We start from the raw sequence: 14,486 nt of genomic DNA on the forward strand, positions 1-14,486 counted from the left end.
GATGTCGCGGATCAAGGAGTTCACCCTGCCCGACCTCGGCGAGGGCCTGACCGAGGGCGAGATCCTCGCCTGGCTCGTCAAGGTCGGCGACACGATCGAGCTGAACCAGCCGATCGTCGAGGTCGAGACGGCCAAGGCCGCGGTCGAGATCCCGGCGAAGTGGGCCGGCGTCGTGACCCGGATCTTCCACGAGGCCGGCTCGACGGTCGAGGTCGGCGCCCCGATCGTCGCCATCGACACCGACCCGTCGGCGGGCCCGCTGCCCGCCGGCGATCCGGCGCCGTCCGCACCGGCCGGCTTCGACGGTCCGGTCCCGTCCGCCGAATCGCTCGCCGCGGTGCAGGTCGCGCCCGCCGAGGGTGCGGTCGAGCCGGGCCTGATCGGTGGTCCGGCTCCGGGCGGCCGGACGGCGGTGCTGGTCGGATACGGCCCGCGCACGGTCACTGCAAAAAGAAGAGCCCGCATCGGTACGCCCACAGCGTCGCCGACCGCAGCACCGGCCACCCCGCCTGCGGCGGCTTCGGCTGCCCTCACGGCCGTTCCCGCGGTGCCGGCCCCCGCTCCGGCACCACCCGCCGACCCGGTGCGCGCCACCGGGCCGGTTCTCGCCAAGCCGCCCGTCCGGAAGCTCGCCAAGGACCTGGGCGTCGACCTGCGTGCCCTGGCCGGCAGCGGCCCGCTGGGCTCGGTGACCCGGGAGGACGTCCACGCAGCGGCGGCGGCCCTGGCCGCCCCGGCTCCGGCGGCGGTCAACGGCCGCGCTCCGGCGCCCGCGGTGTTCGACGCGTCCCGCGAGCAGCGGATCCCGATCAAGGGCGTCCGGAAGCTGACGGCGGAGAACATGGTCGCGTCGGCCTTCACCGCCCCGCACGTCACGGAGTTCCTGACCGTCGACGTGACCCGGTCGATGAAGTCGCTGGAGCGGCTCAAGTCCAGCCCCGAGTTCCGTGACGTACGGATCTCGCCGCTGCTGCTCGTCGCCAAGGCCGTGCTCCTCGCGATCAAGCGGCACCCGATGGTCAACTCGACCTGGTCGGGCCCGACGAACGAGATCGTGGTCAAGGAGTACGTGAACCTGGGCATCGCGGCGGCGACCGAGCGCGGCCTGATCGTCCCGAACGTGAAGGACGCGGGCCGGCTGAGTCTGCGCGAACTGGCCGAGGCTTTGAACGGTTTGGTGCAGGTCGCGAAGTCTGGCAAGACGCCACCATCCGACATGTCGGGCGGCACCTTCTCGATCACCAACGTCGGAGTCTTCGGCGTCGACACCGGTACGCCCATCCTGCCCCCGGGCGAGTCGGCGATCCTGGCGTTCGGCGCGATCCGTCCGACGCCCTGGGTGCACAAGGGGAAGATCAAGGTTCGCCAGGTCACGACGCTGGGCCTCTCGTTCGACCACCGGATCGTGGACGGCGAGCTGGGTTCGAAGTTCCTCCGCGACGTCGGCCGCTTCCTCGAGGACCCGGAGGGCGCACTGCTCGCCTGGACGTAAATCATCGGCATACGGTTACCCTGACCTTAGATTCTTAGGCGGGTAAGCGAGGTCACCCCCTAAATCGTTGGCAGCCTGTGTCTCGGTGCGGTTCAATGGACTCAGCGCCGAAACACAGGCACCACAAGCGACGAGGCCCACGAGGCCGAGGGAGTGACAGCACCATGAGCGTCATCGACCGCATCCGTAACCGTCGGCAGATCAAGCGCAACCAGCGCGCCATCGACCGCGCGTGGAGGTCGGCTCCGACGCAGTCCATGCGCGACGAGATCGCGTACTTCGCCCAGCACCAGCGCATTCTCTGATCTCGCCCGCGCCGCGCCGCCGTTCCCCGCGGCCGGCAGCGGCTCCCAGAACCCACCCGACCGCGCTCGTGAACGACGCGGTCCCCGAGGCCCCGACCGGTGCACAGGTCGGGGCCTCGTGGCGTTCCTCATCGGACCGTCCGCCCCGTGATCACGTTCGGTGGTATCCGGACGGCCGGGGCGCTCCGGACGGCGTACACCGGGATTCCGAGTGTCGTCCCCGACCGGTACGGTTGGGCACGGTCACCCGCCCCGGCTCGGCCGGTCGGGGATAGTGATCGGGGTCACGCCCAGCTCTGCAAGGTCGGCCGCGTTCGTGCCTAAGCTGGCACGGCCGACAGTCATGGAGGAGGCGGATATGACGTCCGAGGGCCAGCACGCCGGCCGAGTGCCGGGGGCCGCGCCGGGCGGCGGTTCCGAGCCGTTCGGCAGCGAGGGCTACCCACCCGACGCCTCCCCTGCGGACGCGGCCTATCCGCACGCGCAGGACTCGATGCCGAGCGCGTACGGGCCCCCTCCGCACTCCACGCCGAACGGTGGCTCGCCGTTCGTGGTGCCCGCGGTGCCGCCGGCCGGCCAGGGCCCCGCCTTCGGCCCGGGCGCCGCCAAGTTCGCCTCCGCGGGTTCGGCGCGCGTGCCCCAGGCCGAGCCGCCCGTTCCCGGACCCGCCTATTCGCCGGGCCCCGGCCAGCCCGCGGCCCCGAGCTCGCCGTACGCGCCGGAGCAGCCCCCGGCCGCCGCACAGCAGCCGTTCGCCGCCGCACAGTCCTCGTACGCCCCAGCCTCGGACGAGCAGCAGTCCGCCTGGGCCCCTCCGCCGCCCGCGCAGCCGTCCAGCGAGAGCAACCCGTTCGAGCCCCACCCGTACCGTCAGGGCCAGGGCGGCGACCTCCCCCAGCGCTCACCGGGCATCGCGGGCGGGCCGCTCTCCGGCCCGGTCGGCGAATTCAACGGCTTCACCCCGACCCGCGCCCCAGCGGTCCCCCAGCAGCCCGACGGCCCCCGCCGCAGCCCGTTCGACGCGGCTCCCGGCGCCTTCGGCCCGTCCTCATCCGACGCGTCCGGCGCGTTCGGCCCGTCTTCCTCCGGTGCGTTCGATCCTTCTTCATCCGGCGGCTTCGGTCCTTCCTCGGGCGACGGCTTCGGTCCTTCGTCGGGCGACGGCTTCGGTCCTTCCTCGGGCGGCGGCTTCGGTCCTTCCTCGGGCGGCGGCTCCACGGACGAGCAGTCGTCCGGCCGGCCGCCCGGCGTCTCCGCCTTCGGCGACCAGCGCGTCAGGGTGCCCGGCGCCACGCTGACCGGCCTGCCCGACACCCCGCCGGCCGGCGCACCCGACAGCGGCGGCTTCCCCATGCGCGGCCACTCACCGAACGGCGCCAGCTTCCCGCTCCGAGGCAGCTCCTCCGGCGACTCCCCGGCCGACGACAGCTTCGGCGGCAGCCCCTCCACCCCGTTCGCCACCGACGGCGGCAGCAGCCCGTTCGCCACCGACGGCGGCAGCACCCCGTTCCGCGCCGACGGCGGCAGCAGCCCGTTCGCCGCGGACGCTGGCAGCTCTTCCGCCCCGTTCGCCCCTTCCGCTCCGATGGCCACGGACGGCGGCCGCAACGACGGCGACCGCCCGGAGAGCGGTTACCCGCAGCGCATTCCGGGCGCATCGTTCGCCGACCCCGACGCCGGCCGGCCCGACTCCCCCGGCTACCCCCAGCGGGTGCCGGGTGCCGCCCTGAGCAGCGGCGGCGCCCCGATCGCCACCGAGCCCCGCAGCGGCGCCCCGATCCCGCAACCCCGCGACGCCGCCGAGCAGCCCGAGCCGGGCACCGACCACCCCGCCCCGGCGAAGGGCTCCGCCCGCCCGGTCTCGGCAAGCGCCTCCGTGCCGGTAGCGAGCCGCGTCGCCCCGGTGGACCCCGACGAGGTCCCACCCCCGTCCCCGGCACCCCAGTCCCGCGTCTACGGCCGCCCCGCCGCCGCCCCCGACCAGGACGAGCCGGCCTCCGCAGCACCCGCCCCGACCTCCGACGGCTACAGCACCACCCCGGACAGCCCGTTCGGCCCCCGCCCCGGCTCGGAATCGCCTTTCGGCGCCCAGCCCAGCCCGGAATCGCCGTTCGGCGCTCAGCCCGGCGCGGACAACTCCTTCGGTGCTCAGCCCGGCGCGGACAACTCCTTCGGTGCCCAGCCCAGCTCGGGCAGCCCGTTCAGTCCGCCCGGCGCGGGCAGCCCGTTCAGCACCCCGCCCGGCACTGACAGCCCGTTCGGTGCCCCGCCCAGGACTGACAGCCCGTTCGGGAACCCGCCCGGCTCCGACGGCCCGTTCGGCCGGCGGCCCGGCACCGACTCCCCGGACGACCAGCGGATGTTCGGCACCCCGCCGTCCGCCGACCCGTCCCCGGAGCGCCACACCTCCGAACCGTTCCCGGAGCGCCACGGCGACGCCTTCCCCGCCTCCCCGGCGAGCGGCGCGACCCCCGGCGGTTTCGACGACCAGCAGGACCGGTTCGCCCCGCCGCCCAACCGCCCCGGCACGTACGGAACCCCGTCACCCGCACGCCCCGACAGCGCCCCGCCGGCCGAGGCACCGTTCGGCGCCGCTTCCGCCCCGGGCACCTACGGCTCCCCGTCGACGGCCCGGCCGGACAGCGCGCCGCCCGCCGACGGAGCATTCGGCCCCGCTCCCACCTCAGGTGGCGGCGAGGGCCGCGTGGCCGGCCGCGCATCGGCCAGCGCCCGGGTGGCACCCCCCGGCCAGCCGTTCACCCCCGCGCCGCACTCACCGCCACCGGCCAACCCGCAGGACGCCCCCAACCCGGCGGCCTTCAGCGAGTACACGACCGACATCGCCGGCCGGGGCCGCCCGGGCCAGCCCTCCCAGCCCGGTCCGGTGCCCGGCAACCCCGCCGCCCGCACCACCCCACCCGACTTCGCCGAACACGCCCCACCCACCGACTTCAGCGACGCCGCCCGCGCCACACCCCCCGACTTCGGGGAGCACGCCGGCCGCAGCGGACCTCCGGACTTCGGCGATCACGGCGGCCGCACCGCGCAGCCCGACTTCGGGGATCGCCAATCCGGCCGCGCCGCGCCGCCGGACTTCGACGGCTACCAGCCCGACGCCCCCGGCCGCGGACCCGAGCAGCCGTACGTGCCCGCCCCCGCCCTCCCGACGATGCACGCCGCACCGCCGCTGGAGAACGGCTTCCCGCCGCCCGACTCGACGCAGCCCTTCGGCGACCACTCCCGCACGGGAGGCGCCTTCTCCGGTCCGGCGAACCGCGCCACCGTGGCGCCCCCGCCGGATCCCGAGGCAACGGCCAGTTGGCCCGGCAGCGCTGGCCACGACCAGGACGGCAACGACGAGGAACAGGACCGGTTCAGCTCGTTCCGCCCGGAACCGCAGCCGCCCGCGGAGCCCCCGAAGTCCGAAACCCCGCACGTACGCATGTTCCCGGTCCTCCTCGGTGTCATCCTCGGCGCGGGCCTCCTGGTAGGCCTGACCCTCGGCGTCACCTGGCTGATCGCCCGCGGCTCGGACAGCGGCTTCTCGGTCAACATCGGCGACTGCGTGAAGCGCGAAGGCGACGCCGCCGTAACCGCCAACTGCGGCGACGCCGGCTCCTTCGAGGTGACATCGATCGTCGACGCCAAGGAGAAGTGCTCCGACCCGGGCCAGCCCTACGTCCTCAACCCCGCGGGCGACGACAAGTCCAAGGTCCTCTGCCTCAAGCCCCGAGCCTGAGCACCCAGGGCCCGGCACAACGCCGGGCCCATGACCCCCGCCCCGAGCCCTGCCCGACACCACGGGCTCGCCCGGCCGGGCACCACAGGGCTCGGACCGCCAGCGCCACGTGACTCGGCGCGGCCGAACCCGACGCGGCCGGGCGCGGGGCCCGACGCACCCCGAGCGGGTGTCCCGACGCAGCCCGAGCGCGGGGCGCGAGGCGGCCCGAGCGCGGGGCGCGAGGCGGCCCGAGCGCGGGGCGCGAGGCGGCCCGAGCGCGGGGCGCGAGGCGGCCCGAGCGCGGGGCGCGAGGCGGCCCGAGCGCGGGGCGCGAGGCGGCCCGAGCGCGGGGCGCGAGGCGGCCCGAGCGCGGGGCGCGAGGCGGCCCGAGCGCGAGCGCCTCCAACGGCGGCAGGCACGCTCGCAGCCCGGAGAGATGCAGGTCACGGCGGGGCGAGGCGTCGGTCACCCCGACCCGTTCCGGCGGAGATCATCGGGCACGATGGGCGCATGAGTGCGCGCGTGCGGGCGCCCGAGCTGCGGGGCCGGGCCTGGTTGAACACTGGCGGCAAGGAGTTGAAGCTGGCCGACCTCCGGGGTCGTGTCTGCGTCTTGGACTTCTGGACCTTCTGCTGCATCAACTGCCTGCACGTGCTCGACGAGTTGCGGCCGCTCGAGGAGAAGTACGGCGATGCCCTCGTGGTCATCGGGGTGCATTCGCCGAAGTTCGAGCATGAGCGTGACCCGCAGGCCCTGGCCGCCGCCGTCGAGCGGTACGGGGTGCATCATCCCGTGCTGGATGATGCCGACATGGTCATGTGGCAGCAGTATGCCGCGAAGGCCTGGCCCACGCTCAGCGTCGTGGATCCCGAGGGTTACGTCGTCGCGTCGATGGCCGGGGAGGGGCATGCCGAGGGGCTCACCCGGCTGCTCGACGAGTTGATCGCCACGCACGAGGCGAAGGGCACCCTGCACCGCGGCGACGGCCCTTACGTGGCGCCGCCTGCCGATGACACGCTGTTGCGCTTTCCGGGCAAGGTTATCGAGCTGCCGAGCGGGAACCTGCTGGTCTCCGACTCGGCCCGGCACTCGCTCGCGGAGTTGACCCCGGACGGCGAGTCCCTGGTACGCCGGATCGGCACCGGGCGGCGCGGGCGTACCGACGGGCCGGCCGGGCAGGCGAGTTTCTCCGAGCCGCAGGGGCTGTGCCTGCTCCCCGACGGCCGGACCGTGGTCGTCGCCGACACCGTCAATCATCTGTTGCGGGGCTTCGACCTGGAGTCGGGGCGGGTCAGCACCCTGGCCGGCACCGGGCGTCCGTGGCGGTCCGCGGCGGACGACGGCGTGTCGCTCTCGTCGCCGTGGGACGTGACCTGGTTCGAGGGGCGGGTCGTCGTCGCGATGGCCGGCATCCACCAGCTGTGGTGGTTCGATCCGGAGTTGCGCACCACGGGTGTCCTCGCCGGCACCACCGTCGAGTCGCTGCGCGATGGCCCGATCCCCGACGTGTGGATGGCCCAACCTTCGGGGCTTTCCGCGTACGGGAAAAAGCTGTGGATCGTGGACAGCGAGACGTCCGCGCTGCGCTGGGTCGAGGACGGTGAGCTGCACACCGCCGTCGGTCAGGGGCTCTTCGATTTCGGTCACGTCGACGGCCCCGGCAAGGAGGCGCTGTTGCAGCATCCGCTGGGGGTGAGTGCCCTTCCGGACGGTTCGGTGCTGGTGGCGGACACCTACAACGGTGCCGTGCGCCGGTACGACCCGGTGTCCGGGGAGATGTCCACGGTCGATTCCGGGCTGGCCGAGCCGAGCGACCTCCTGGTCACCCGCGCGGGTGAGGTGTTCGTGGTGGAGTCGGGCGCGCACCGGCTCGTGCGGCTGGCACCGGGCGCGGTGCGGACCGTCGAGGGCGAGCGGCACCGCACCGAGCGGCCGCCGTCTCCGCTGGCGCCGGGCGAGGTGACCCTGGACGTCGTGTTCACGCCGGCGCCGGGCCAGAAACTCGACGCCACGTTCGGCCCGTCGACGCGGCTGGTCGTCTCGGCCGCACCGCCGGAGCTCCTGCTGGAGGGCGAGGGTACGGGCACCGACCTGTCCCGGCGGCTGGTGCTGAATCCGGCCGTACCGAAGGGGATCCTGCAGGTTGTCGCCCAGGCAGCGACCTGCGACGCGGACGTGGAGCACGCGGCCTGTCACCTCACCCGGCAGGACTGGGGTGTGCCGGTCGTCCTCGACCCGGCGGCGCCCGACCGGCTGCCGTTGATCCTGCGCGGGCTGGACGCGTGAGCGGCTTCACTACCCACGGGTAACCTACGGTGCCGTAACCTTGAGGCCGTGACATCGACCCCGTTCCGGATGAAGCCGGCCGACCTCGGCAAGCCGCGGTTGCGTGGCCGGCTGCACCAGTACGCGTTCTTCGTCGCCCTCGTGTGCGGCGTCGTGCTCTGTTCCATCGCCGCCACGAGACCGGGGCTGTCGCCCCTGTTCAGTTGCCTGGTCTACAGCCTGACCGTGTGCGGCCTGTTCGGCATCAGCGCGCTGTATCACCGGCGGGTCTGGAGCGAGCGCGGCTACCAGATCATGCGCCGGATGGACCACTCGATGATCTTCATCTTCATCGCCGGCACGTACACGCCGTTCTGCGTCCTGCTCCTGGACGGCGGCAAGGCCACGGTGATGCTGAGCCTGATCTGGGGCGGCGCCCTGGGCGGCGTGGCCCTCAAGAGCATCTGGCCGCACCTGCCCCGCTGGGTGGGCGCCCCGCTCTACCTGGCGCTGGGCTGGGGCGCGGTGGCGATCCTCCCGGAGATCATGCGCAACGGCGGGGTGGCCACGCTCGTGCTGCTCGCCACCGGCGGCCTGATCTACAGCATCGGCGCGGTGTTCTACGCGCTCCGGCGGCCGAACCCGTGGCCCACCGTCTTCGGCCACCACGAGTTCTTCCACGCCTGCACGCTGGTGGCCGCGATCTGTCACCACATCGCGATCTACTTCGCCCTGTACGCCTGAGTCACACCTTGACGGCGGTCCGGGAGTCGTAGGCCTCCCGGGCCTCGACGACGTCGCCGATGTGCTGCTCGGCCCACTCCTTCAGGGCCCCGACCAGCCCGAGCAGGCTGCACCCCAGGCTGGTCAGGCCGTAGTCGACGCGGGGCGGCACGACCGCGTGCACCGTACGCGTGACCAGCCCGTCCCGCTCGAGCCCGCGCAGCGTCTGGGTGAGCATCTTGGGGCTGACGCCGGGCACCCGCTGGGCGAGTTCGGTGTATCGCAGCGATCCGCCACTGAGCGACCCGACGATCAGTACGCTCCAGGCGTCGCCGATGCGATCGAGCAGCTGGCGGCTCGGGCAGTCTTTGGCAAACACATCGGGTTCCACCTGCACACTATCCCTCAGGTAAGTACTGCACTTCAAGGTGCTCACTCTCCATCGGGAAGTGACGTTCGACCACCGCCGTTGTGCTCGTACGGCGGTCGACCGGCCGCCGTACGAGCAAAGGGAGTTCACTGATGACCATCGTCGTCACCGGCGCCACCGGACACCTCGGCCGCCTCGCGGTCGAGTCGCTGATCGGCCGCGGAGTGCCCGCCGCCGAGATCGTGGCCATCGGCCGCAGCGTCGAGAAGATCCAGGATCTCGCGGACCGCGGTGTGGTCGTGAAGCAGGCCTCGTACGACGAACCCGACACGCTGCGGGAGGCGTTCGCCGGCGCCGACAAGCTGCTCTTCGTCTCGGCCAGCGAGCCGGGCAAGCGGATTCAGCAGCACACCAACGTGATCGAGGCCGCCAAGGAGGCCGGGATCGGCAAGGTGGTCTACACCAGCATCCCGCGCGCCGACACCTCGCCGCTGATCCTCGCGAGCGAGCACCGCGTCACCGAGCAGGCGCTCACCGAGTCCGGCGTCCCGTCGGTGTTCGTGCGCAACAGCTGGTACCTGGAGAACTACGACCTCAAGGGTGCGCTCGAGCACGGCCTCTACGGCGCCGCGGGCGAGGGCAAGATCAGCATCGCGACCCGGGCGGACTACGCCGAGGCCGCCGCGGCGGCGGTCCTCACGGACGACGAGCAGCGGGTGTACGAGCTGGGCGGCGAGGGTGTGACGCTGGCCGAGCTGGCCGCCGTGGTGTCGCAGCAGTCCGGCCGCGAGGTCGCGTACACCGACCTGGGCCCGGAGAAGTACACGGAATTCCTGGTGAGTGTCGGCGTACCGGAGGGCTTCGCCGCGATCCTGGCCGACTCGGACAAGCACGCGGCCGAGGGCGCTCTGCACACGGGCACCGAGGACATCGAGAAGCTCCTCGGCCGGCCGGTGACCCCGCTCGCGCAGGCCGTCGCGGCGGCCCTGGCCTGATGCGGAAGAGGGGGCGCCGGGTGGCGCCCCCTCACGCTCACGCGCCGTACGGCGGAGGCGGCGGCTGGCGCCGCGTCTCGCGGTACTCCTCCACGACCTCGCCGTCGCGGTAGACGGGTTCGTTGCGCACGACCGGGCGCTGCTCGACGACGGTCGCGGGGCGACGCCGGCTGTTCCAGTACCAGACCGTGATGATCAGACCGATCAGGCCGGCCAGCATCAGCACATAGCCGACCACGTTGATATCCAGACCGCTGATGTCCGCGTTGACGGCGAACGCGAGGATCGCGCCCAGCGCCAACAAGAAGATGCTTCCACCGATGCCCATCGGGACCTCCCTGGCTCGCGGCTGCCGCACCGAGCCGCGGCAATTCGTCGTTGCGGGTGTCTACCCAGACGGGCCGAAGCTCAATCAGGCATGCTCTTCCCATGACCGCACGCACCCTCGTCCTGCTCCGCCACGGCAAGGCGGAAACCCCCGATGAGCGGCCGGACTTCGACCGCCGGCTGACCGACCGCGGGCGCGCGGACGCGGCCGTGGCCGGTGCCTGGCTGGCGGCGCAGAACCTGCGGCCGGACGTCGTGCTGTGCTCGCCGGCCGCCCGGACCCGCGAGACCTGGGACGCCGCGGCGGCCGCACTGGCCGCGGCCGCGCCGGAGGGCCCGGTGCCGCAGGTCCGCTACGAGGACGGCCTGTACGCGGGCGGCCGCACCGAGCTCGTCGACCTGCTCCGGGCACTGCCCGACGCGGTCTCGACCGTGCTGGTGGTGGGGCACAATCCGACCGTGTCCGACGTGTCCGTCCTGCTGCGGCCGGACGACACCGGGGCGTTCACCGAGGGCCTGAAGACGTCCGGGATCGCCGTACACCGGATGGAAGGGTCCTGGTCGACGACCGAGCCGGGGTCGATGCCGCTCCTCACCGAGCACACGGCACGCGGCTGAGCACACGAAAAACCGGCGGACGCCCTTGTCCGCCGGTTTTCCGTGTTCAGGAGAGCACTCCGGGGAGTGCGAAGCTCAGAATGCCTCTTCGGGCAGGTCCATCAGGTCGAGCGTGGTGTTCTCGATGATCCGGCGGTCCGCGCCGATCCGGGGCAGGATCTCGCGGGTGAAGAACCGGGCCGCGGCGACCTTGCCCTCGTAGAAGGCCTTCTCCGAGGCGCTCAGGTCGGTGCCGAGCTTCTTGAGGGAGACCTCGGCGCCACGCAGCAGCAGCCACGAGACGACCACGTCGCCGAGCGCCAGCAGCACCCGCCGCGAGGTCAGGCCGACCTTGTACAGCTCGCGGGTCTCGCCACCCTGGACCGCCTGCAGCCAGCCCATCTGCACGCCGAGGATGGCCTGGAGCTCGCCGAGCGCCTTGCCCAGCGCCAGCCGCTCCTCCTTGAGCTGACCGTTGCCGGCCTCGCTCTCGATGAACCCCTGCATCTCGGTGGCGATCGTGGCGAGCCCGACGCCCTGGTCCTTCACGATCTTGCGGAAGATCAGGTCGAGGCTCTGGATCGCGGTGGTGCCCTCGTACAGGGTGTCGATCTTGGCGTCCCGGACGTACTGCTCGAGCGGGTAGTCCTGGAGGAAGCCGGAACCGCCGAAGGTCTGCAGCGACTCGTGGCCGAGCAGCTCGTACGCCCGCTCCGAACCCACGCCCTTGACCAGCGGGAGCAGCAGGTCGTTGACCCGGGCGGCCGACTTGGCGCCCTCGGTGTCGCCGGCGGCCTCGGCGATGTAGACCTTGTCCTGCCAGGTCGCGGTGTAGATGACCAGAGAACGCAGGCCCTCCGCGTACGCCTTCTGCAGCATCAGCGAGCGGCGTACGTCCGGGTGGTGGGTGATCGTGACGCGCGGGGCCGCCTTGTCGGAATTCTGCACCAGGTCGGCGCCCTGGACGCGGTTCTTCGCGTACTCGAGCGCGTTCTGGTAACCCGTCGACAGGGTGGCGATGGCCTTGGTGCCGACCATCATCCGGGCGTACTCGATGATCATGAACATCTGCCGGATGCCCTGGTGCTTCTCGCCGAGCAGCCAGCCCTTGGCCGGGGTGCCGTGCTCGCCGAACGTCAGCTCGCAGGTGTTCGAGACCTTCAGGCCCATCTTGTGCTCGACGTTCGTGGCGTAGACGCCGTTGCGCTCGCCCAGCTCGCCGGTCTCCGCGTCGAAGTGGAACTTCGGCACGATGAACAGCGACAGGCCCTTGGTGCCCGGGCCGCCGACGCCGTCGACACCCACCGGACGCGCGAGCACGTAGTGGATGATGTTGTCGCTGAGGTCGTGCTCACCCGAGGTGATGAAGCGCTTGACGCCCTCGATGTGCCACGAGCCGTCCGGCTGCGGGATCGCCCGGGCGCGGCCGGCGCCGACGTCGGAACCCGCGTCGGGCTCGGTCAGCACCATCGTCGAGCCCCACTGCTTGTCGACGAAGAGCTTGGCCCACTTCTTCTGCTCGTCCGTGCCCTCGACGTCCACGACGTGCGCGAACGAGGGGCCGGAGGAGTACATCCAGATCGGGGCGTTGGCGCCCAGGATCTGCTCGGCGATGGCCCACCAGAGGGACCGCGGCGCGAGCGTGCCGCCGAGGCGCTCGGGAAGGTCGAGGCGCCAGAACTCGGACGCCATGAACGCGGCGTACGACTTCTTGAACGACTCGGGCAGCGGCGCGGTGTGAGTCGCCGGGTCGAACTTCGGCGGGTTGCGGTCCGCATCGGTGTAGCTGGCCGCGAGATCCTCGCGGGCGAGCCGGTTCACCTCGGCGAGCACATCCCGTGCGGTCTCGGCGTCGATGCCGTCGAACGGCGCCTGCCCGAACGCACGATCCGCCCCGAAGACCTCGAAGAGGTTGAACTCCAGGTCGCGCAGGTTGCTCTTGTAGTGAGTCATGTGTTCTTGGCCCCGCTCTCCGGACGCGAGTTACCCGTCAGTAACCCCACTGTATTACCCACTGGTAGGACCCGACAAGTCGCGTCCGATCATTCGGGCCAGGGCCGGCCGGCCTGAGCGGGCGGGACGATCTCCGGCGGCTTGGGGGACGAACGCCGCCGAATGTCCGAGCGGGCCGACCACCGTTCGGACATTTGCAAGCCGCCGCGCCGCAGGGACGTATCGACGTGTGCGCCGCGTCGTTGCTTTCGATGTACGCGCAGGACGTACGCAGACCCGGGGAGGTCTTTCATGTTCGCCACGATCAAGAGCCTGATTCCCGAGCCTCGCCAGGCCGACCAGCCCCGCCACTACGTCGGGCGGCACCGGCAGCCCGAGACGGTGACGGCGATCGCCGCGGTTCCCGTCGTGCCGGTCCCCGTGCCGGCTGGGGGCGTACCGTCGCAGGTGACGCCGTCCACGACGGCGAACGCGCCGCTCGCGGAGGCCGTGGAGTCCCCGGCCCCGCGGGTCGGCTAACTGCCGGCGGCGCCGACCTCCCAGCTGGGAATCGGTACGGCCGGACCACCGTCGGACCCGGCGTACTCGAGCAGCACCAGGGCGATGTCGTCCTCCAACTGCCCGTGCACCCAGTCGACGAGAGCCGTCTCCAGCGACGCGAGCCCGTCGCCGACCGTGCCGTGACCCAGCAGGCGCCACGCCCGGTCGGCCGTCGGGAAGAACTCGCCGTCGCGGCGGGCCTCGCCCAGTCCGTCGGTGAACAGCAGCAGCCGGTCGCCCGGCTCCAGGCGCTCGATGCGCGGCTGGGCGACGGGCATGAAGCCCAGCGGAGGCGCCGGGGCCGGCGGGTCGAGCGCGATGACCTCACCCCGCCGCAGCAGCAGCGGCGCCGGATGTCCACAGTTGACGATCGTGAGCGTGCCGCCGCGCTCCTCGACCAGCGCCGCCGTCACGAAGTCCTCGTCGCCGACGCTGCGGGCCACCGCCCGGTCCAGGTCGGTGACGATCGCCCGCAGATCGGCCCGCTCGTACGCGACGTGCCGGTACGACCCGAGCACGATGCTGGCCAGCCGGACCGCGTCGAGGCCCTTGCCCCGCACGTCGCCGATGATGATCCGTACGCCGTACGGGGTGTCCAGCGCCTCGTAGAGGTCTCCGCCGATGTCCGCGGCGGCGGACGCCGAGATGTACCGGCCGGCCACCGCCAGGGCGCCCACCTGCGGCCCCACCGGGCGCAGCACGGCCTGCTGGGCCACGGCCGCGAGCCGCACCAGCTCCGCGATCCGGGTGGCCTGCCGCTGCCGGATGGTCGCCACCGCCGCGGCGATCCCGGTGGAGAGCATGATGCCCGTCACGTTGATCATGCCGACCGAGCCGAACGAACCGCTCGCGGTCGCGAAGACCAGGCCGACGGCGGTGGCGAGCGCACCCACCGACAGCACCGCCTGCCAGTACGCGAACACCGCGGCGAGGAACGGCACCGCCGCGAAGAGCCCGACGAAGTTGGCCTCGAGGCCGTCCGTGATCTCCAGCCCGGACACTGCGGCGAGCAGCACGAGGGCCGCGCCGAGACCGGCGCGGTTCCCGGGACTGAGCGGGCGGCGGCCCGACGGCAACTTAGGCATGGGTACGCCGAACAGCATGCCTGATCCGCACCGGCCGCTGCATCATCTTGACCCCTAGTCTGACCGCGTTCTGTCCACTCGGCGGCTGTCGCGGGCACGGTGGTGACAGCATG

The 14,486-nt window shown here is 72.5% G+C and carries 12 protein-coding genes; 8 read left to right on the forward strand and 4 right to left on the reverse strand.

Annotated features, from left to right (window positions below):
• Position 1: 1 nt before the first annotated feature.
• The 5 genes from CLV70_RS22870 (at position 2) to trhA (ending at position 8,527) form a co-directional block, all read left to right on the forward strand.
• On the forward strand, positions 2–1,492 hold the full coding sequence (locus CLV70_RS22870) for a dihydrolipoamide acetyltransferase family protein (RefSeq protein ID WP_106128827.1): 1,491 nt from the start codon (positions 2–4) through the stop codon (positions 1,490–1,492).
• A gap of 164 nt (positions 1,493–1,656) precedes the next feature.
• Complete coding sequence (locus CLV70_RS40155; protein WP_170148650.1) at positions 1,657–1,797, forward strand: hypothetical protein; 141 nt, start codon at positions 1,657–1,659, stop codon at positions 1,795–1,797.
• A 358-nt stretch (positions 1,798–2,155) separates the two neighbouring features.
• Positions 2,156–5,536: a hypothetical protein gene (locus CLV70_RS22875; protein WP_106128640.1), complete on the forward strand. Its 3,381-nt coding sequence runs from the start codon at positions 2,156–2,158 to the stop codon at positions 5,534–5,536.
• A gap of 492 nt (positions 5,537–6,028) precedes the next feature.
• The gene (locus tag CLV70_RS22880) at positions 6,029–7,804 is read left to right on the forward strand and encodes an NHL domain-containing thioredoxin family protein (protein WP_106128641.1); all 1,776 of its coding nucleotides are present in this window, start codon (positions 6,029–6,031) and stop codon (positions 7,802–7,804) included.
• Positions 7,805–7,873: 69 nt separating this feature from the next.
• Entirely contained in the window at positions 7,874–8,527 is a 654-nt protein-coding gene (gene trhA, locus CLV70_RS22885; RefSeq protein ID WP_106128642.1) for a PAQR family membrane homeostasis protein TrhA, read from the forward strand.
• A gap of 1 nt (position 8,528) precedes the next feature.
• Here trhA and CLV70_RS22890 read toward each other — a convergent pair whose 3' ends face one another.
• Positions 8,529–8,903, reverse strand: coding sequence for a winged helix-turn-helix transcriptional regulator (locus tag CLV70_RS22890; protein WP_106128643.1), 375 nt, complete (start codon positions 8,901–8,903; stop codon positions 8,529–8,531).
• 125 nt (positions 8,904–9,028) lie between these two features.
• On the opposite strand from CLV70_RS22890, the gene CLV70_RS22895 reads away from it, so the two are divergent.
• Positions 9,029–9,871, forward strand: coding sequence for an SDR family oxidoreductase (locus tag CLV70_RS22895; protein WP_106128644.1), 843 nt, complete (start codon positions 9,029–9,031; stop codon positions 9,869–9,871).
• 37 nt (positions 9,872–9,908) lie between these two features.
• On the opposite strand, the gene CLV70_RS22900 is transcribed toward CLV70_RS22895, so the two are convergent.
• On the reverse strand, positions 9,909–10,199 hold the full coding sequence (locus tag CLV70_RS22900; RefSeq protein ID WP_106128645.1) for a DUF6458 family protein: 291 nt from the start codon (positions 10,197–10,199) through the stop codon (positions 9,909–9,911).
• Positions 10,200–10,300: 101 nt separating this feature from the next.
• On the opposite strand from CLV70_RS22900, the gene CLV70_RS22905 reads away from it, so the two are divergent.
• Complete coding sequence (locus tag CLV70_RS22905; protein WP_106128646.1) at positions 10,301–10,816, forward strand: SixA phosphatase family protein; 516 nt, start codon at positions 10,301–10,303, stop codon at positions 10,814–10,816.
• Positions 10,817–10,891: 75 nt separating this feature from the next.
• On the opposite strand, the gene CLV70_RS22910 is transcribed toward CLV70_RS22905, so the two are convergent.
• Positions 10,892–12,748, reverse strand: a complete 1,857-nt coding sequence (locus CLV70_RS22910) for an acyl-CoA dehydrogenase (protein ID WP_106128647.1) — start codon at positions 12,746–12,748, stop codon at positions 10,892–10,894.
• 291 nt (positions 12,749–13,039) lie between these two features.
• Between CLV70_RS22910 and CLV70_RS22915 the strand changes: the two genes are divergently transcribed.
• Positions 13,040–13,267 (forward strand): hypothetical protein, encoded by a 228-nt coding sequence (locus CLV70_RS22915; RefSeq protein ID WP_106128648.1) that lies wholly within the window; start codon positions 13,040–13,042, stop codon positions 13,265–13,267.
• Here CLV70_RS22915 and CLV70_RS22920 read toward each other — a convergent pair.
• Positions 13,264–14,391: a PP2C family protein-serine/threonine phosphatase gene (locus tag CLV70_RS22920; protein WP_106128649.1), complete on the reverse strand. Its 1,128-nt coding sequence runs from the start codon at positions 14,389–14,391 to the stop codon at positions 13,264–13,266. The genes CLV70_RS22915 and CLV70_RS22920 overlap by 4 nt on opposite strands.
• Positions 14,392–14,486: the final 95 nt, after the last annotated feature.

The sequence above is a fragment of the Pseudosporangium ferrugineum genome, assembly GCF_003002065.1.
Lineage (GTDB): Bacteria > Actinomycetota > Actinomycetes > Mycobacteriales > Micromonosporaceae > Actinoplanes > Actinoplanes ferrugineus_A.